The sequence below is a fragment of the Streptomyces sp. NPDC022552 genome (assembly GCF_055561875.1).
Window position 1 is genome coordinate 170401 of record NZ_JBVHGJ010000003.1, and the last position, 15858, is coordinate 186258.

Consider the following 15858-nt stretch of genomic DNA (forward strand, 5'->3'; position numbering starts at 1 on the left):
CCGAGGTCCCGGAACAGCGAACGGCCCCCGCGGGGATCCCGCGGGGGCCGTCGCCGGTGCTCAGGTGGCACCTGTGGCGTGCGTGACGCCCGTGCCGGACGTCGGTGGACGCCAGGTGCCGGCCTGGCGCTCGGTCAGCCGTTCTTGGCGCGCGACGCGGTGCGACCGCGCTGGTTCTGGTCCAGGACGACCTTGCGGATACGCACGGCCTCCGGGGTGACCTCGACGCACTCGTCGTCGCGGCAGAACTCCAGGGACTGCTCCAGGGAGAGCTTGCGCGGCGGGACGATCGCCTCGAAGGAGTCGGCGGAGGCGGAGCGCATGTTGGTGAGCTTCTTCTCCTTGGTGATGTTCACGTCCATGTCGTCGGAGCGCGAGTTCTCGCCGACGATCATGCCCTCGTACACCTCGGTGCCGGGGTCGGTGAACAGGACACCGCGCTCCTGGAGGTTGGTCATCGCGAAGGCGGTGACCGCACCCGCGCGGTCGGCGACCAGCGAACCGTTGTTACGGGTCGTCAGCGTGCCGAACCACGGCTCGTGGCCCTCGTGGATCGAGTGCGCGATACCCGTACCGCGGGTGTTGGTCAGGAACTCCGTACGGAAGCCGATGAGGCCACGGGACGGAACGACGAACTCCATGCGAACCCAGCCGGAGCCGTGGTTGGACATGTTGTCCATGCGGCCCTTGCGGACACCCATGAGCTGCGTGACCGCGCCCATGTGCTCCTCGGGCACGTCGACCGTGAGGCGCTCGACGGGCTCGTGGATCTTGCCGTCGACCTCCTTGGTGACGACCTGCGGCTTGCCGATGGTCAGCTCGAAGCCCTCGCGGCGCATCTGCTCGACCAGGATGGCGAGCGCGAGCTCACCACGGCCCTGGACCTCCCAGGCGTCGGGACGCTCGGTGTCGAGGACGCGGAGCGAGACGTTACCGATCAGCTCGCGGTCCAGACGGTCCTTGACCTGGCGGGCGGTGACCTTGCGGTTCTTGACCGCGGACTTGGCCTCCGCGCCCTTGCCCGTGCCACCGCGGCCGACGAGCGGCGAGGTGTTGGTGCCGATCGTCATGGAGATGGCCGGCTGGTCGACCGTGATCAGCGGCAGCGCGATCGGGTTCTCCGGGTCGGCCAGGGTCTCGCCGATCATGATGTCCGGGATACCGGCGACGGCGCAGATGTCACCGGGGCCGGCGACCTCGGCCGGCTTGCGGGTGAGCGCCTCGGTCATCATCAGCTCGGTGATGCGGACGTTGGAGATCGTGCCGTCCCGCTTGATCCACGCGACCGTCTGGCCCTTGCGCAGCTCGCCCTGCTCGACGCGGAGGAGCGCGATACGGCCGAGGAAGTTGTCGGCGTCCAGGTTGGTGACGTGGGCCTGGAGCGGGGCCTCCTCGTCGTACACCGGGGCCGGGACGTGCTCCAGGATGGCGGAGAAGAACGGCTCGAGGTTCTCGCTGTCCGCGGGGACGGTGCCGTTCTCCGGCTTGGTCAGCGAGGCGATGCCGTCACGGCCGCAGGCGTAGACGATCGGGAACTCGATCTGGTCCTCGTCCGCGTCCAGGTCGAGGAAGAGGTCGTAGGTCTCGTTGACGACCTCGTCGATCCGGGAGTCCGGGCGGTCCGTCTTGTTGATGCAGAGGATGACGGGCTTGCGCTGCTGGAGGGCCTTGCGCAGCACGAATCGGGTCTGCGGGAGCGGACCCTCGGATGCGTCCACGAGGAGGACGACCGCGTCCACCATCGAGAGACCGCGCTCGACCTCGCCACCGAAGTCGGCGTGGCCGGGGGTGTCGATGATGTTGATCGTGATCGGGGCCCCGCCGTCCTTGGGGTGATACTTCACCGCCGTGTTCTTGGCGAGGATCGTGATGCCCTTCTCACGCTCCAGGTCGTTCGAGTCCATCATGCGGTCGTCGAGCTGCTGGTGGGCGGCGAAGGCACCGGCCTGCTTGAGCATGGCGTCGACGATGGTCGTCTTGCCATGGTCGACGTGGGCGACGATGGCGACGTTACGGATGTCGTGGCGCGTGGGCATGGGTGCTTGCGCTTCTCTCGGATCGTGGGATGCGGCGTCAGTTCCTCTTACGCCCGCCGGGCGGACGCGCCACGGCTATGTCCTATGGTACGGGGCCGCCGCGCAAGGGGCTTCCCCGCCCGGATTCGAGAGGGTCTACTGGAGGCTTTGGGCTGCCTCGGTGGTGCGGTGCACTGGGGGTGAGGAGAGGCACTGAGCGTGCGGAACCGGCCGGGTCAAGGGGCCGGACGTGATCCTGCCCGCCGGGGACGCCGGCGGGCAAGGAAATTGAGCTGCATCTGAGGTTGTGACCTGCGGTTTCTCCTACTTCTTGGTGGTGCGCTCCCACTTCGTCGTGTTGCGCTCCTACTTCGTGGTGTTGCGCTCCGCGCCCTTGGCGGATCCGGGCTTCTTGAACCCGATGTCCTGGTAGCGCGGGGCCGCGAAGCCCCAGGCGCCCGCGTTCACGAGCTCGGGCTTGGCCGCCACCAGCTGGGGACGCTGATAGAGAGGAATCGATCCGGCAGCGGCCCAGATCCGGGCGTCCGCCTGGCGGACCAGGTCCCGGGCCTCCTTCTCGTCGAGGGTGGCCACCGCCTGGTCGAAGAGCTGGTCGATGCGGTCGGTGCCGACGCGTGAGTAGTTCTGCTCCACCAGGAGGGAGCCGTCCGAGGCCGGCTCCGGCTTGGCGAAGATCGGCCGCGCGTCGGTCGCCGGGAAGGCGGAGGCGGGCCAGGAGTAGAGCGCCAGGTCGTAGTCGCCCGAGGCGATGTGGTCCTTGAAGAAGCTCTCGTCGGCGACCTTGGTGACCTCGGTACGGATGCCGACCTCGTCGAGCATCCGGACGATCTTTTCGCCGACGACCCGGAGTGACTCCGAGCCCGGGCCCGAGGGCAGGACGAAGCGCAGGTTCAGCGGCTCTCCGTCCTTGCCGAGGGCCTGGGAGGCGGCCGCGGGGACGGCGGGGGCCGCGGTGCCGCGCGGGGCGTAGGCCCCGGGGGCGCCCTGGTCGGGCCGGGCCGGGTTCTGCGCCTTGGCCTCGGTGCCGCCGGAGTCGGCGGTGCCGTCGGCGCGGGCCCCGGAGCCGGTGTCGAGCAGGGCGGCCTGGTGCAGCAGCGCCTGGGCAGGGGCGAGGACGGTGGTGCCGTTCTCGGGGCCCGCGGCGCCGATCACGGGCTCGCCCGCCCCGACGCGGGCGGCGGTGTCGCCCGGCTTGCCGTCGCCGACGATGTAGAGGCCCTCGTCGGAGGCGGCGTCGGGCTTCTTCGCCTTGTCCGCCTCGTCCTTGCGGGCCGCCTTTTCGGCCTTCTCCGCTTCCGCCTTCTTCTCGGCCTCGGCCTTCTCCGCCTCGGCCTTCTTCTCGGCCTCGCTGCCGGCCTTCGTCCCGGCGGGCTTCTTGTTCGCGCCGCCCGGGACCCAGCCGGCGTCCGCGAGCAGCGCCCGCGCCTCCGTGGTGTCCTGGTCGCCGAGCGCGTCGCTGCTGTCCGCGTAGGCCGCCTGCCCCGCGAGCGCCAGGTGGCTGCCGGGCGGCCGGGCGGGCAGCCCGAGCGGCTTGAGCACGGCTTCGGCCAGTTCCTGGCGGTCGAGCGCGCGGGCCACCGCCCGGCGCACCCGCTCGTCGGCGAGCGGACCGCTCTCGCCGTTCAGGGAGAGCTGGGTGTACGCGGGCTCCAGCGACTTGCGGACCACGAACTTCCCGAGCGCCCGCTGCTCGGCCGCGTACCCGTCGATGGCCTGCTGGTTCTTCTCGCGCGCGGCCTGGACGGCCTCCGCCTTCCGCTCGTCGGAGCCGTTCGCCAGCGCCCAGGACTTCATGGCCGCCGACGGGGTGATCGCGGCGCCGGGGCCGTGCGCGAGCGGCTGCCCGGCACTCTGACCGGCGCGGGCGTCCCGTACGGCGAGGGCGATGCGGTCGGCGGCCGACCGATCGATCTCGGCCAGATCGAGCGTGCCGGCGGCCAGCGCGGCGATGCGCTCGGCGCGTGGCACGGCGCGCAGGACGAGCTTGTCGAGCTTGGCGGACTGCCCCCACCAGCGGGGGTTGCGGACGAGCGTGACGGTGGCGGCCTTGCGGTCGGTCGCCTTGAGCAGGAACGGTCCTGCGGTCGCCTTCAGGGTCGTGCGCGCGCTGTCGTTGAAGGCGCCCGGGGTCCCCATCACCTCCTTCGGGTAGAGGGGGGTGAAGAGGGACTGCCAGTCGGCGTACGGCCGGGCGAAGGTGACCCGCACCTCCAGGTCGTCCTTGCCGCGCTCGATCTTCTCGATCCGCTCGTAGCCGGAGTTGCGGGCGGTCCAGAACGCGGTGTCCCGTCCGTTCAGGGCCCGCCACTGCGCGACGAAGTCGGGGGCGCCGATCTCCCGGCCGTCGCTCCACACCGCCTGCTGGTTGAGCTTGTAGAGGACGACCTGCTTCGGCTCCGTCTCGACCACCTGCGCGGACTCCAGGTAGTCGGCGTTGCGCCGGGGCCGGCCGCGCTCGTCGAGGGTGTAGAGGGCGGGGAGGACGGCTCCGGTGACGCGCGCGGTGGTGCCGTCGGCGTCGGCCTGGAAGGCGTTGAGCGTGGTCGGCATCGCGTCCACGGCCCAGTTCAGCGTGCCACCGTCGGCGACCTTGTCGCGGGCGGCCGGAGCGTGGTCCGGTGCTGCGGCCGGGGTGTCGTCGGCCTCGTCCCCGGAGCTGCATCCGGCGAGGACGGAGATGGCGAGGACCGCGCTGGTGAGGGTGGCGACGGAGCGGAGCGTGCGGGAGCGGGGGCTCCTGGAACATGTCCTCCCGCGAGGGGCGCCGACCTGGGACATGACTTGTACCCCTTCGTCCAGTTTTATGGCATTTGGAGATGATCACACCTATTGCTCATACACTGAAAACGACGGAACGGATCCGGCCATGTCGACACGGCGGCGGGGCGGACAAACCCCACCCGTGCGGCCCAACCGCCGGGCGGCGCGGCTCACCGAACGAGCGGAATCCCGTACACATGGCTTCACAAGCGGGATGTGACGCGCGACACTCTCAGGCGCGTGTTCGCCACCCGCCATCGCGGAAGTGAGGGCAACCCATGTCCGTTCAGGATGATTTGGCGGCCGTCAAGCGCTGCCTCGAAGACCTGGTCCGCACGGTCGGACAGCTGGAACGCAGCATCGCGGCGGAGCGGGGCGCCCCCGCGCCATCGGCGCCCGGCCGGCCCGAGAACCTCGTGACGATCCCCGACACGCCGTACGACAGCGCGCTGTGGGGGTCGGACACCGACGACGAGGGTCTGGGAGCAAGCGACCGGCACGCACCCTAGGGGCGGCGAGCCTCCGGGAGCGGCAGCCGCTGGAGGACCCCCAGGACACCGACAGTCGGAACGCGCCCGAGGAGACCGACCTTGGCCACTGGAACCGAACCGCCGTCCACCGGAAGGGGGGTGCGCGCCACCGGCGTGCACTCCCCTTCCCGTGCGGCCATCGCCCCGCGCCACCTGCGCACCGACCGCTGGTGGCTGGCACCGGCCGCCACCGCCGCCGGACTGCTCGCCTTCGTCGCGTACTCCACCTGGCGAGCCTTCGCCAACAGCGACTACTACGCGGCCCCGTACGTCTCACCGTTCTACTCGCCCTGTCTGGCCGAGAACTGCGTGCCCATGAAGGGCGGGCCCAACTGGGAGATCTTCGGCAGCTGGTGGGGCCTCTCCCCCGCCCTGCTGATCCTGATCTTCCCCCTCGGCTTCCGGCTGACCTGCTACTACTACCGCAAGGCGTACTACCGGGGCTTCTGGGCCTCACCCCCCGCCTGCGCGGTCGCCGAACCGCACCGGACGTACACCGGCGAGACCCGCTTCCCGCTGATCCTGCAGAACATCCACCGGTACTTCTTCTACACGGCGCTGCCGGTCGCCGCGATCCTCACGTACGACACCGTGCTGACCTTCCGGGACTCCTCGTACGCCTGGGGCCACGCCGGCCTGGGGACCGTGATCTTCCTGGTCAACATCGTGCTGATCTGGGCGTACACCCTCTCCTGCCACTCCTGCCGGCACATCGTCGGCGGTCGGCTGCGGCACTTCTCCCGGCATCCCGTGCGCTACCGCATGTGGAACCTGGTCGGGAAGCTCAACGCCCGCCACATGCTGCTCGCGTGGGCCTCGCTGATCTCCGTCGCGGTCTGCGACCTGTACGTGTACCTGCTCGCCACCGGCACCTTCGACGACCCGAGGATCTTCTGACATGGCTCAAGTCGAGCGGCAGCAGTGGGACGTGGTCGTGGTCGGCGCGGGCGGCGCCGGACTGCGCGCCGCGATCGAGGCCCGCGAGCGGGGCGCGCGGACGGCAGTCATCTGCAAGTCCCTGTTCGGCAAGGCCCATACGGTGATGGCCGAGGGCGGTATCGCCGCCTCCATGGCCAACGCCAACCCGCACGACACCTGGCAGGTCCACTTCCGCGACACCATGCGCGGCGGGAAGTTCCTCAACCAGTGGCGGATGGCCGAGCTGCACGCCCGCGAGGCGCCCGAGCGGGTGTGGGAACTGGAGACCTGGGGCGCCCTCTTCGACCGTACCCCGGACGGCCGGATCTCCCAGCGCAACTTCGGCGGGCACGAGTACCCCCGCCTCGCTCACGTCGGCGACCGGACGGGCCTCGAGCTGATCCGTACGCTCCAGCAGAAGACCGTCGCCCTCCAGCAGGAGGACTTCCGGGAGACCGGGGAGTACGAATCCCGGCTGAAGGTCTTCCAGGAGTGCACGGTCACGCGCGTGCTGCGGGACGAATCGGGGCGGGTGGCGGGGGTCTTCTGCTACGAGCGGGAGACCGGCCGCTTCTTCGTCCTGGAAGCGCCGGCCGTCGTCCTGGCGACCGGCGGGATCGGCAAGTCCTTCAAGGTGACGTCCAACTCGTGGGAGTACACGGGCGACGGACACGCGCTGGCGCTGCTCGCGGGCGCGCCGCTGGTGAACATGGAGTTCGTGCAGTTCCATCCGACCGGGATGGTCTGGCCGCCGTCGGTGAAGGGGATCCTGGTCACCGAGTCGGTGCGCGGCGACGGCGGTGTGCTGCGCAACTCCGAGGGCAAGCGGTTCATGTTCGACTACGTCCCCGACGTCTTCAAGGAGAAGTACGCGCAGACGGAGGACGAGGGCGACCGCTGGTACGAGGACCCGGACAACAACCGGCGCCCGCCCGAACTGCTGCCGCGCGACGAGGTGGCGCGGGCCATCAACTCGGAGGTGAAGGCGGGGCGCGGCTCGCCGCACGGCGGAGTCTTCCTCGACGTGTCGACCCGGATGCCGGCCGAGGTGATCAAGCGGCGGCTGCCCTCGATGTACCACCAGTTCAAGGAGCTGGCGGACGTCGACATCACGGCCGAGGCGATGGAGGTCGGACCGACCTGCCACTACGTGATGGGCGGGGTCGCGGTCGACTCCGACACGGCGGCGACGGTGGGTGTGCCAGGGCTCTTCGCGGCGGGCGAGGTCGCGGGCGGGATGCACGGATCCAACCGCCTCGGCGGCAACTCGCTCTCGGACCTGCTGGTCTTCGGGCGGCGGGCGGGGTGGCACGCGGCCGAGTACGCGGCGTCCGCCGGCGCTTCCTCGGTGACCGAGGCGGGGATCGAGGCCGCGGCCGCGGAGGCCCTCGCGCCGTTCGGGGCGGCGGAGGAGCCCTCGGCGGAGAATCCGTACACCCTCCACCAGGAGCTCCAGCAGACCATGAACGACCTCGTCGGCATCATCCGGCGGGAGGGCGAGATGGCCGAGGCCCTGGAGCGGATCGCCGAGCTGCGCACACGGGCGCGGCGGGCCGGGGTCGAGGGGCACCGGCAGTTCAACCCCGGCTGGCACCTGGCGCTCGACCTGCGGAACATGCTGCTCGTGAGCGAGTGCGTCGCCCGGGCCGCGCTGGAGCGGACCGAGAGCCGCGGCGGGCACACCCGGGAGGACTATCCGTCGATGGACCGGGGGTGGCGTCCGGTGAACCTGCTGTGCCACCCGGCGGAGGACGGAGTCGCCCTCGAACGCACCCGTACGGAACCCATTCGTCCGGACCTCCTCGCGCTGTTCGAGAAGGAGGAGCTGGTCAAATACCTGGCCGAGGAGGAGCTGTACGAGTGAGTACCTATGACGCGCACTTCCGGGTGTGGCGGGGCGACACCGACGGCGGAGACCTGAGGGACTTCACGGTCGAGGTGAACGACGGCGAGGTGGTCCTCGACATCATCCACCGGTTGCAGGCCACACAGGCCCCGGATCTGGCCGTGCGCTGGAACTGCAAGGCGGGCAAGTGCGGTTCGTGCTCGGCCGAGATCAACGGCCGGCCGCGGCTGCTGTGCATGACCCGGATGTCGACCTTCGACCGCGCCGAGACCCTCACGATCACGCCCCTGCGGGCCTTCCCCGTCGTACGCGACCTGGTGACGGACGTGTCCTTCAACTACGCGAAGGCTCGCGAGATCCCGGCCTTCGTGCCGCCGGAGGGGGTCGCTCCGGGCGAGTACCGGATGCGGCAGATGGATGTGGAGCGCTCGCAGGAGTTCCGTAAGTGCATCGAGTGCTTCCTCTGCCAGGACACCTGCCATGTGGTCCGGGACCACGAGGAGAACAAGGCCGCGTTCGCCGGGCCGCGCTTCCTCATGCGGGTGGCGGAGCTGGACATGCACCCGCTGGACGCGGCGGCGGAGACCGGCCTCGACCGGAGGCGGACGGCGCAGGACGAGCACGGGCTCGGATACTGCAACATCACCAAGTGCTGTACCGAGGTGTGCCCGGAGGACATCAAGATCACGGACAACGCCCTGATCCCGCTGAAGGAGCGGGCCGTGGACCGCAAGTACGACCCGCTGGTGTGGCTGGGCAACAAGATCCGGCGGCGGGAGGGGTAGGGCTGCCGCTGACAGGCCGGGGCAGGCGTCAGTGCCGGCCCTCGGGCCGGGGCAGGCGTCAGTGCCAGCCCTCGCGGTAGGCCGTCCAGTCCCCTTCCTTCGCGGCGAAGTCGACGTAGAGCGCGACACCGAACCGTTCGCGGTCACGGTCCGTGCGCCCCAGGCCCAGCCGGGTGCCGCGGACCGCGGCCGCGACGGTCTCCGCCGAGTCGTGATGGCCGAGGTCGTCCTCGTGGAAGAACGGCAGGCCCATCAGCAGGTCGGTGTCCTCGGGCGTGACCTCCAGGGCGAGGCTGGTCTGCTGGGCGACGTACCCGCCGTACAGGCTCTCCAGCGGCATCCAGGTGTCGTACGACATGACGGCGATCTGGTCGACCCTGCGGGCGACCTGCCCGAAGAACTCCTGCGACCACCACTTCTCGCTGCCGCTGACCGCGCCGTTCACCGAGTGCAGGGCGGGCAGCGGGTCGATCTGGTGGGCGGCCACGGAGAGCGGGACCTTGCGGGCCTCGGTCAGCTCGCCGAGGTCGTCGAGGAGGGACAGATAGTTCGCGTCGCCCGAGAGCAGGGGCTCCAGGTCGAAGTGGACCCCGTCGAAACCGGCGTCGAGGATCTGCCGGGCCGAACCCACCACGGCGGTCCGCGAGGCCGCGTCCTCCAGGCGCAGCCCGTCGGGCCCCTCCGGCCCCTCGTTGGCCAGGATGTCGCCCAGCCAGGCGTGCACCCGTATGCCGGGCATCGTCCGGTGGACGCTCTCGATCAGCCACGCGGCCCGGGGGTACCGCGCGGCGGGCAGAGTGCCGTCGTGCTCCAGCGGCCCGGCGTGGACGTAGAGGTCGCGTATCCCCGTCCCCTTGATACGGGCCGCGAACTCGGCGAGGTCGGCGTCCTTCTTCCGGCCGTCCACCCAGGCGTGGCCCAGCCAGATCGCGTCCTTGCCGCGGGTCTTCGTCCCTTCCTGGAGATCGCCCGCGTAGTTCACACGCAGCGCGATCGCGCTGCCGGCCAGGGGCAGGACCAGAAGGAGGACGAGGCCGAGGACGATCCATCGCCCCCGCCGCCACCAGCCGCGTACGCGTCCGTTCACCCGAGCCCCCAAGATCGTCGACGTGTGATCACCACCCTAGAGGCGGCTACCGACAGTGACGCTCGGGGCCGAGGAACGGTTTCGCCCGGTCGCGAGCGAAGAGCCCGGTCGCGGGCGCATAGATCGGGACATAACCTCCCCATGTGACGCGAACAGCCACCCGAGCCCTCCTCGCGGTGCTGGTGGCGGCGTGGTGGCTGACCGTGCCCGCCGTTCACGGCGCCCGCGCCGACGATCCCGTCGTGCTGTCTCGCGAGGGGCAGATCACCGACACGGTGGGGGCGCTCGGCGACCGTCGCAGCGCGGTCGTCCAGGCCCTGGACCAGCTCTACGACGACCGGCGCGTCCAGCTCTTCGTCGTGTACGTACGGGACTTCTCCGGGCGCTCGTCCCAGAGCTGGGCCGACGCCACCGCGGTACGCAACGGCCTGGGCATCGACGACGTACTGCTCGCGGTGGCCACGCACGACCGGCAGTACGGCTATTCGGCCGACCCGAACTCCCGCTTCACCCAGGCGCAGCTCGACGACGTCGCCCGGACCGCGATCGAGCCGCCGCTCCGGCAGAACGACTGGGCGGGCGCCGCGATCGGTGCGGCGAACGGCTACGACGCGGTCCTCGCCGGGCGGCCCGTGCCCACACCGACGATCACCCCGGGCGTCGCCGATCCCGGCGGCACGGCGGACGACGGCACCTCCGGGACGGACCTCGTCCTGCCGGTCGTCCTCGTCGGCGGGGCCGGGGCGGTGGCTGTGTACGCCTGGACGAAGCGCCGCCGACGTCCGGGCGCGGGGGGCGGTGCGGGGGGCGGTGCGGGGGCCGGTGCGGCGGCAGGGGGCGGTGCGACACCGTCGGGCGGGCAGGGCTGGGGCGCTCCGAAGGAACCCGCGCAGCCGACACTCACCGTGTTGGACCGGCAGGCCCGGCAGGCCCTGGTCGCCACGGACGACGCCGTCCGGACCAGCGAGGAGGAACTCGGATTCGCGACCGCCCAGTTCGGCGAGGAGGCGGTCCAGCCCTTCACGGAGGCGATGGCGTTCGCGAAGGAGGAGCTGACGGCCGCGTTCCGGCTGCGGCAGAAGCTCGACGACGCCTTCCCCGAGGACGACGCGACCCGTCGCTCGATGCTCGACGAGATCGTCCGGCGCTGCGACGGGGTCAACGCGCGCCTCGACGCGGAGTCCGAGGACTTCGACCGGCTACGGGCCCTGGAGCGCAACGCCCCGGAGGCCCTGGCCGCCGCCGAGGCCGCGTTCCGTGAGCAGTCCGGGCGCGTCGGCACGGCGGAGGCTGCCCTGACCGCGATGCGGGAGCGGTACGCCGAGTCGGCGGCCTCCCCCGTGGCGAGCGACGTCGAACAGGCCAAGGACCGGCTGGTGTTCGCGACGACGCATGTGGAGCAGGCGCGGCAGGCCGTCGAGGCGGGTGACAACGGCGTCGCGGCCGTCCACATCCGGGCGGCCGAGGGCGCCGTCGACCAGGCGGCCCGGCTGAGCGAGGCCGTCGACCGGCGCGCGAAGGAGCTGGCGGAGGCCGTGGGCAGGCTGACGACCGCCTTCACGGAGACCGAGGCCGACCTCGCCGACGCCCGCGGACTGCTCCAGGGCACGGCCGAAGGGGTCTCCACCGCCGACCTCCAGGGCCGGATCGCCCGTGCGGAGGCGGTCGTCGCCGATGTGCGGCGGACGGTGGACGCGGGCCGCTACGACCCGTTGGACGCGCTGCGCCGGATCGAGGAGGCCGACACGGCGCTCGACGAGGCGCTGGCGGGCGCCCGGGAGCGCGAGTCGGGCAGGCGGCGCGCCCGTGCGCTCCTCGACCAGACGTTGCTGACGGCCCGTTCCGCGATCGGGGCGGCCGCCGACTACATCACGACGCATCGCGGGGCCGTGGGCAGCGAGGCCCGTACGCGCCTGGCCGAGGCCCAGCGCCGGCTGGAGAAGGCCACTGCCCTCGCGGAGGCCGACGACCCGCAGACGGGCCTCGCCGAGGCGCAGCAGGCGGACGCGCTGGCCCGTCGCGCGCAGGACCTCGCCGAGCAGGACGTCCGCACGTATGGGAACCCGAACGGCCTGGGCGGTGTAACAGGGGTGGGAGGTGGCGGCGGCGGGCTCGGCGGAGCGGTGCTCGGCGGCATCATCCTCGGCGGACTGTTCGGCGGAGGAACGGGAGGCGGGGGTCATGGCGGGGGTTTCGGTGGCGGCTTCGGTGGGGGTCTCGGTGGGGGCGGGTTCGGTGGCGGACCCGGACGTTTCGGCGGCGGGGGCACGCGCGGCCGGCTGGGCGGCGGCGGCCGCTTCTGACGCTTCACGGCTCATCGCGCCCGTCGCGTTCATCGCTCTCATCGCTCGCATCGCTCGCATCACGTTCATCGCGTTCATCGCGTTCAAGGAGAAGGACCATGACGAAGCAGACCGTCCTCGGCCGCGTCACCCAGCTGGCGAAGGCCAACATCAACGCGCTGCTGGACCAGGCCGAGGACCCGCAGAAGATGCTGGACCAGCTGATCCGCGACTACAGCAACAACATCACGGAGGCGGAGGAGGCGGTCGCGGCGACGATCGGCAATCTGCGGCTGATGGAGCAGGACCACCAGGAGGACGTGGGCGCGGCGAAGGAGTGGGGCGAGAAGGCGCTGGCCGCGAGCAGGAAGGGCGACGAGCTGCGGGCCGCCGGGCAGACGGCGGATGCGGACCGGTTCGACAATCTGGCGAAGGTCGCGCTGGGGCGCCAGCTCCAGTCGGAGAAGGAGGCGAGGACGGCCGAGCCGACGATCGCGGCGCAGACCGAGGTGGTGGAGAAGCTCAAGAGCGGCTTGGGCCAGATGAAGGCCAAGCTGGGCGAGCTCCAGGCGAAGCGCGACGAGCTGGTGGCCCGGGCCACGTCCGCGCAGGCGCAGAACCGGATGATGGACGCCGTGAAGGACATCGACGTGCTGGACCCCACGAGCGAGCTGAGCCGGTTCGAGGACAAGGTCCGGCGCGAGGAGGCGAGGGCGATGGGCAAGCAGGAGCTGGCCGCCTCCTCGCTGGACGCCCAGTTCGAGCAGTTGGACGCGCTCGGCGACAGCGCGGAGATCGAGGCGCGGCTGGCCGCGCTCAAGGGGTAGCGCTCACCCCGCGGCCACGCGTGCGCTCACGGCTACGGACACAGGCGCCGGCGCCGGTCGTCCGCGGGGTGGTGCGGCGGTGGTCAGAACATGCTCAGCAGCTGCTCCACGGTCGGCTCCGCAGCTCCGTCGCCGTCCGGCAGGGGCAGTTCGAACCAGACGGTCTTGCCTCGGGGGGTGCGGCGCGAGCCCCAGGCGGCGCTGAGGAGCCCGACCAGCTGGAGTCCGCGTCCGCCCTCGTCGGTGTCCCGGGCACGGCGGCGGCGCGGCTGGACGAGCCCGGCGTCCCAGACCTCGCAGACCAGGGTCCGGTCGCGGAGCAGCCGGAGCCGGATCTCGCCCTCGCCGTAGCGCAGGGCGTTGGTGACCAGTTCGCTGACGAGCAGTTCGACGGTGTCGACGAGCGGTTCGAGGTTCCAGGCGGTGAGCTGGGCGCGCGCCAGTTCGCGGGCCCGGCCGACCGAGCGGGGCTCGCGGGGCAGCCGCCAGTCCCCCACCGCGTCGGACGGCAGTCCCTGGATACGGGCCATCAGGAGGGCGATGTCGTCCTCGCCGTGCTCGGTGTCGAGGGTGGTCAGGACCCGGTCGCAGACGTCCTCGAGGGGCAGGGCCGCGTCCGTGAGCGCGCTGCGGAAGGCGGTCAGCCCCTCGTCGAGGGGATGGTCGCGGGACTCGACGAGTCCGTCGGTGTAGAGGGCGAGCAGGGAGCCCTCGGGCACCTCGACCTCCACCTCCTCGAAGGGCTCCCCGCCGACACCGAGCGGCATCCCCGGGGGCACGTCGAGCAGCAGGGCCTTCTCGCCCGGTTCGACGAGGACCGGCGGCAGATGGCCGGCGTTGGCGAAGGTGCAGCGCCGGGTGACGGGGTCGTAGACGGCGTAGACGCAGGTGGCGAGGTAGACCTCGGAGAGCTCCGGGCCGCGGGCCTTGTGGGCGCGGGCGCTCTGCTGGGCTCCCGCGGGGGCGCCGAGACCGCGGGCGATCTCGTCGAGGTGGGAGAGGACCTCGGCGGGTTCCAGGTCGAGCTGGGCCAGGGTGCGGACGGCGGTGCGCAGTTCGCCCATGGCGACGGCGGCGCGCAGGCCGCGGCCCATGACGTCCCCGATGACCAGGGCGGTGCGGTGGCCGGGGAGTTCGATGACGTCGAACCAGTCGCCGCCGACCTCGGTGGCCGTGGTGCCGGGGAGATAGCGGCAGGCGATGTCCAGGCCGGCGGCCTCGGGGTCGCCGGGCGGGAGCAGGCTGCGCTGCAGGATCAGGGCCCGCTCGTGCTCGCGGCGGTAGAGGCGGGCGTTGTCGATGCAGACCGCCGCGCGGGCGGCCAGTTCGACGGCGAGGGCCCGGTCCCGCTCCCCGAAGGACTCGCTGCCCTTGGCCCGGGAGAACTGCACGAGACCGACGACGGTGTCGTGGGCGACCATCGGCACCACGAGGGTGGAGTGGACGAGACTGCCGTCGCCGCCGGGGACGGTTCTCACCTGCCCGGTGCGGAGGGCCCCGGCGCAGGGCGAGTTGAAGGGGTAGCGGTGGACGGAGCCGACCTCGACGGGGTCGGTGCCGCAACAGCCGCCGGAGTCGGTGCCGACGGTCCCGTCGGGGGTTCGGAGCGGGGTGTCGGACACCGCGCTGGCGAAGGCGACCCGGCGCAGTTCCGCGCTGCCCGCGCCGTAGCCGACGTCGTGGGAGCTACCCCACCGTCCGGGCGGAGCCTCGTCCCCGGTCAGCAGGCCCTGGTAGAGGTCGACGGAGGCGAGGTCGCAGAAGCCGGGGACGGCGACGGCGAGCAGCTCACGGGCGGTGGACTCCAGATCCAGGGAGTTGCCGATCCGGGCGCCGGCCTCGTTGAGGAGGGCGAGGTTGCGGCGCGCGCTGGCCGCCTCGCGGGCCGCGTTGTGGCGGCGGGTCACGTCGATGCCCAGGCCGGCGACGCCGACGGGCCGGCCGGTGCCGCTGTGCACGCGGTAGAGGTTGATCGACCAGTGGCGCCGGTCGGTGGAGCCGGGAGGGGCGCCGACGATCTGCAGCTCGGTGACGGCCTCACCGGTCTCCAGGACGCTCTGGAGCGCGGCCGTCATCCGCTCGGCCTCGGGTCGCGAGAGGTAGTCGTGGACGGTACGGCCCCGGTGTTCGTCGGCGGAGCCGCCGAAGACGGTGGCGAAGCGCTGGTTGGCGCGCTTCACGGTGAGGTCGGTACCGAAGAGCAGAAACCCAAAAGGGGATTGGCCGAAAATCGCCTGAGAAGCGGCAAGGTCGGTCTCGATGTGCCGCAGCGCCCGCACGTCGACGACGATGCAGAGCGCGGCCCGTTCCCCGGTCGTGGTCTGGCTCGGCATGACGTACATCTCGGCGATGCCGTCACGGCTCTCGTGCCGGCTCTGCCCGGGGGTCCGGAAGGGGACGAGGCCCGTCCACTCCCGGCCGTCGAGGATCTCCGCGATCCTGCGACGACCGCGTTCGCGCAGGTCGGCGGGCATGAAGGCCTCGACGGGATCCTTGCCCATGGCCTCTTCGGCAGGCACACCGAAGAGGTCGACGGCCCGGCGGCTCCACTGGTCGACGAGCCCGTCGGGCCCTATCGAGAAGGAGGCGACCCGGATGTAGTCATAGATCGAGCCGGGCGGGCTGCTCTGCCACACGAAGCCGCTCGCCGTCTCAGGTATCTCGCTCACGCGACCGTCCCCTCCAGCTCACCGCACCGGACCGGCCATGCCCGCAGTATTCAGCACTACGGCCCCCGACGGCACGACGTTCACGATCACAGGGTGGTCTCGTTCATTTCCGGCCGAG

Annotated in this window: 10 protein-coding genes; 6 read left to right on the forward strand and 4 right to left on the reverse strand. The window is 71.6% G+C overall.

The genetic code is table 11. The features are described from left to right. Window positions 1-134 precede the first annotated feature (134 nt). Together typA and ACZ3OF_RS10560 are read right to left on the reverse strand one after the other, a co-directional pair. Window positions 135-2036 carry a translational GTPase TypA gene (gene typA, locus ACZ3OF_RS10555; protein ID WP_361668404.1) on the reverse strand — a complete coding sequence of 634 codons (1902 nt, stop codon included), beginning with the start codon at window positions 2034-2036 and terminating at the stop codon, window positions 135-137. A gap of 345 nt (window positions 2037-2381) precedes the next feature. Then, the gene (locus ACZ3OF_RS10560) at window positions 2382-4814 is read right to left on the reverse strand and encodes an ABC transporter family substrate-binding protein (RefSeq protein ID WP_361668401.1); all 2433 of its coding nucleotides are present in this window, start codon (window positions 4812-4814) and stop codon (window positions 2382-2384) included. Window positions 4815-5074: 260 nt separating this feature from the next. On the opposite strand from ACZ3OF_RS10560, the gene ACZ3OF_RS10565 reads away from it, so the two are divergent. The 4 genes from ACZ3OF_RS10565 to ACZ3OF_RS10580 all read left to right on the forward strand — a co-directional run bounded on the left by ACZ3OF_RS10565 (window position 5075) and on the right by ACZ3OF_RS10580 (window position 8875). Beyond that, entirely contained in the window at window positions 5075-5305 is a 231-nt protein-coding gene (locus ACZ3OF_RS10565; RefSeq protein ID WP_361668398.1) for a hypothetical protein, read from the forward strand. Between the two features lie 81 nt (window positions 5306-5386). Then, window positions 5387-6223 carry a hypothetical protein gene (locus ACZ3OF_RS10570; protein WP_361668397.1) on the forward strand — a complete coding sequence of 279 codons (837 nt, stop codon included), beginning with the start codon at window positions 5387-5389 and terminating at the stop codon, window positions 6221-6223. 1 nt (window position 6224) lies between these two features. Next, complete coding sequence (locus ACZ3OF_RS10575; protein ID WP_361668394.1) at window positions 6225-8108, forward strand: fumarate reductase/succinate dehydrogenase flavoprotein subunit; 1884 nt, start codon at window positions 6225-6227, stop codon at window positions 8106-8108. Beyond that, window positions 8105-8875 (forward strand): succinate dehydrogenase/fumarate reductase iron-sulfur subunit, encoded by a 771-nt coding sequence (locus tag ACZ3OF_RS10580; protein ID WP_361668391.1) that lies wholly within the window; start codon window positions 8105-8107, stop codon window positions 8873-8875. Before ACZ3OF_RS10575 ends, ACZ3OF_RS10580 begins: the two co-directional genes overlap by 4 nt. A 58-nt stretch (window positions 8876-8933) precedes the next feature. Here ACZ3OF_RS10580 and ACZ3OF_RS10585 read toward each other — a convergent pair whose 3' ends face one another. After that, window positions 8934-9962, reverse strand: a complete 1029-nt coding sequence (locus ACZ3OF_RS10585) for a glycoside hydrolase family 18 protein (protein ID WP_361668389.1) — start codon at window positions 9960-9962, stop codon at window positions 8934-8936. A gap of 143 nt (window positions 9963-10105) precedes the next feature. On the opposite strand from ACZ3OF_RS10585, the gene ACZ3OF_RS10590 reads away from it, so the two are divergent. Next, window positions 10106-12265, forward strand: coding sequence for a TPM domain-containing protein (locus ACZ3OF_RS10590; RefSeq protein ID WP_467304027.1), 2160 nt, complete (start codon window positions 10106-10108; stop codon window positions 12263-12265). A 98-nt stretch (window positions 12266-12363) separates the two neighbouring features. Then, complete coding sequence (locus ACZ3OF_RS10595; protein ID WP_467304030.1) at window positions 12364-13071, forward strand: PspA/IM30 family protein; 708 nt, start codon at window positions 12364-12366, stop codon at window positions 13069-13071. Between the two features lie 83 nt (window positions 13072-13154). Here the strand turns inward: ACZ3OF_RS10595 and ACZ3OF_RS10600 are convergent, their stop codons facing one another. Next, window positions 13155-15740, reverse strand: a complete 2586-nt coding sequence (locus tag ACZ3OF_RS10600; protein ID WP_467304032.1) for a SpoIIE family protein phosphatase — start codon at window positions 15738-15740, stop codon at window positions 13155-13157. Window positions 15741-15858: the final 118 nt, after the last annotated feature.

Coding starts and splice junctions, on each gene's coding strand:
- typA (WP_361668404.1), bottom strand. CDS start 2,036: ATGCCCACGCGCCACGACATCCGTAACGTCGCCATCGTCGCCCACGTC.
- ACZ3OF_RS10560 (WP_361668401.1), bottom strand. CDS start 4,814: ATGTCCCAGGTCGGCGCCCCTCGCGGGAGGACATGTTCCAGGAGCCCC.
- ACZ3OF_RS10565 (WP_361668398.1), top strand. CDS start 5,075: ATGTCCGTTCAGGATGATTTGGCGGCCGTCAAGCGCTGCCTCGAAGAC.
- ACZ3OF_RS10575 (WP_361668394.1), top strand. CDS start 6,225: ATGGCTCAAGTCGAGCGGCAGCAGTGGGACGTGGTCGTGGTCGGCGCG.
- ACZ3OF_RS10595 (WP_467304030.1), top strand. CDS start 12,364: ATGACGAAGCAGACCGTCCTCGGCCGCGTCACCCAGCTGGCGAAGGCC.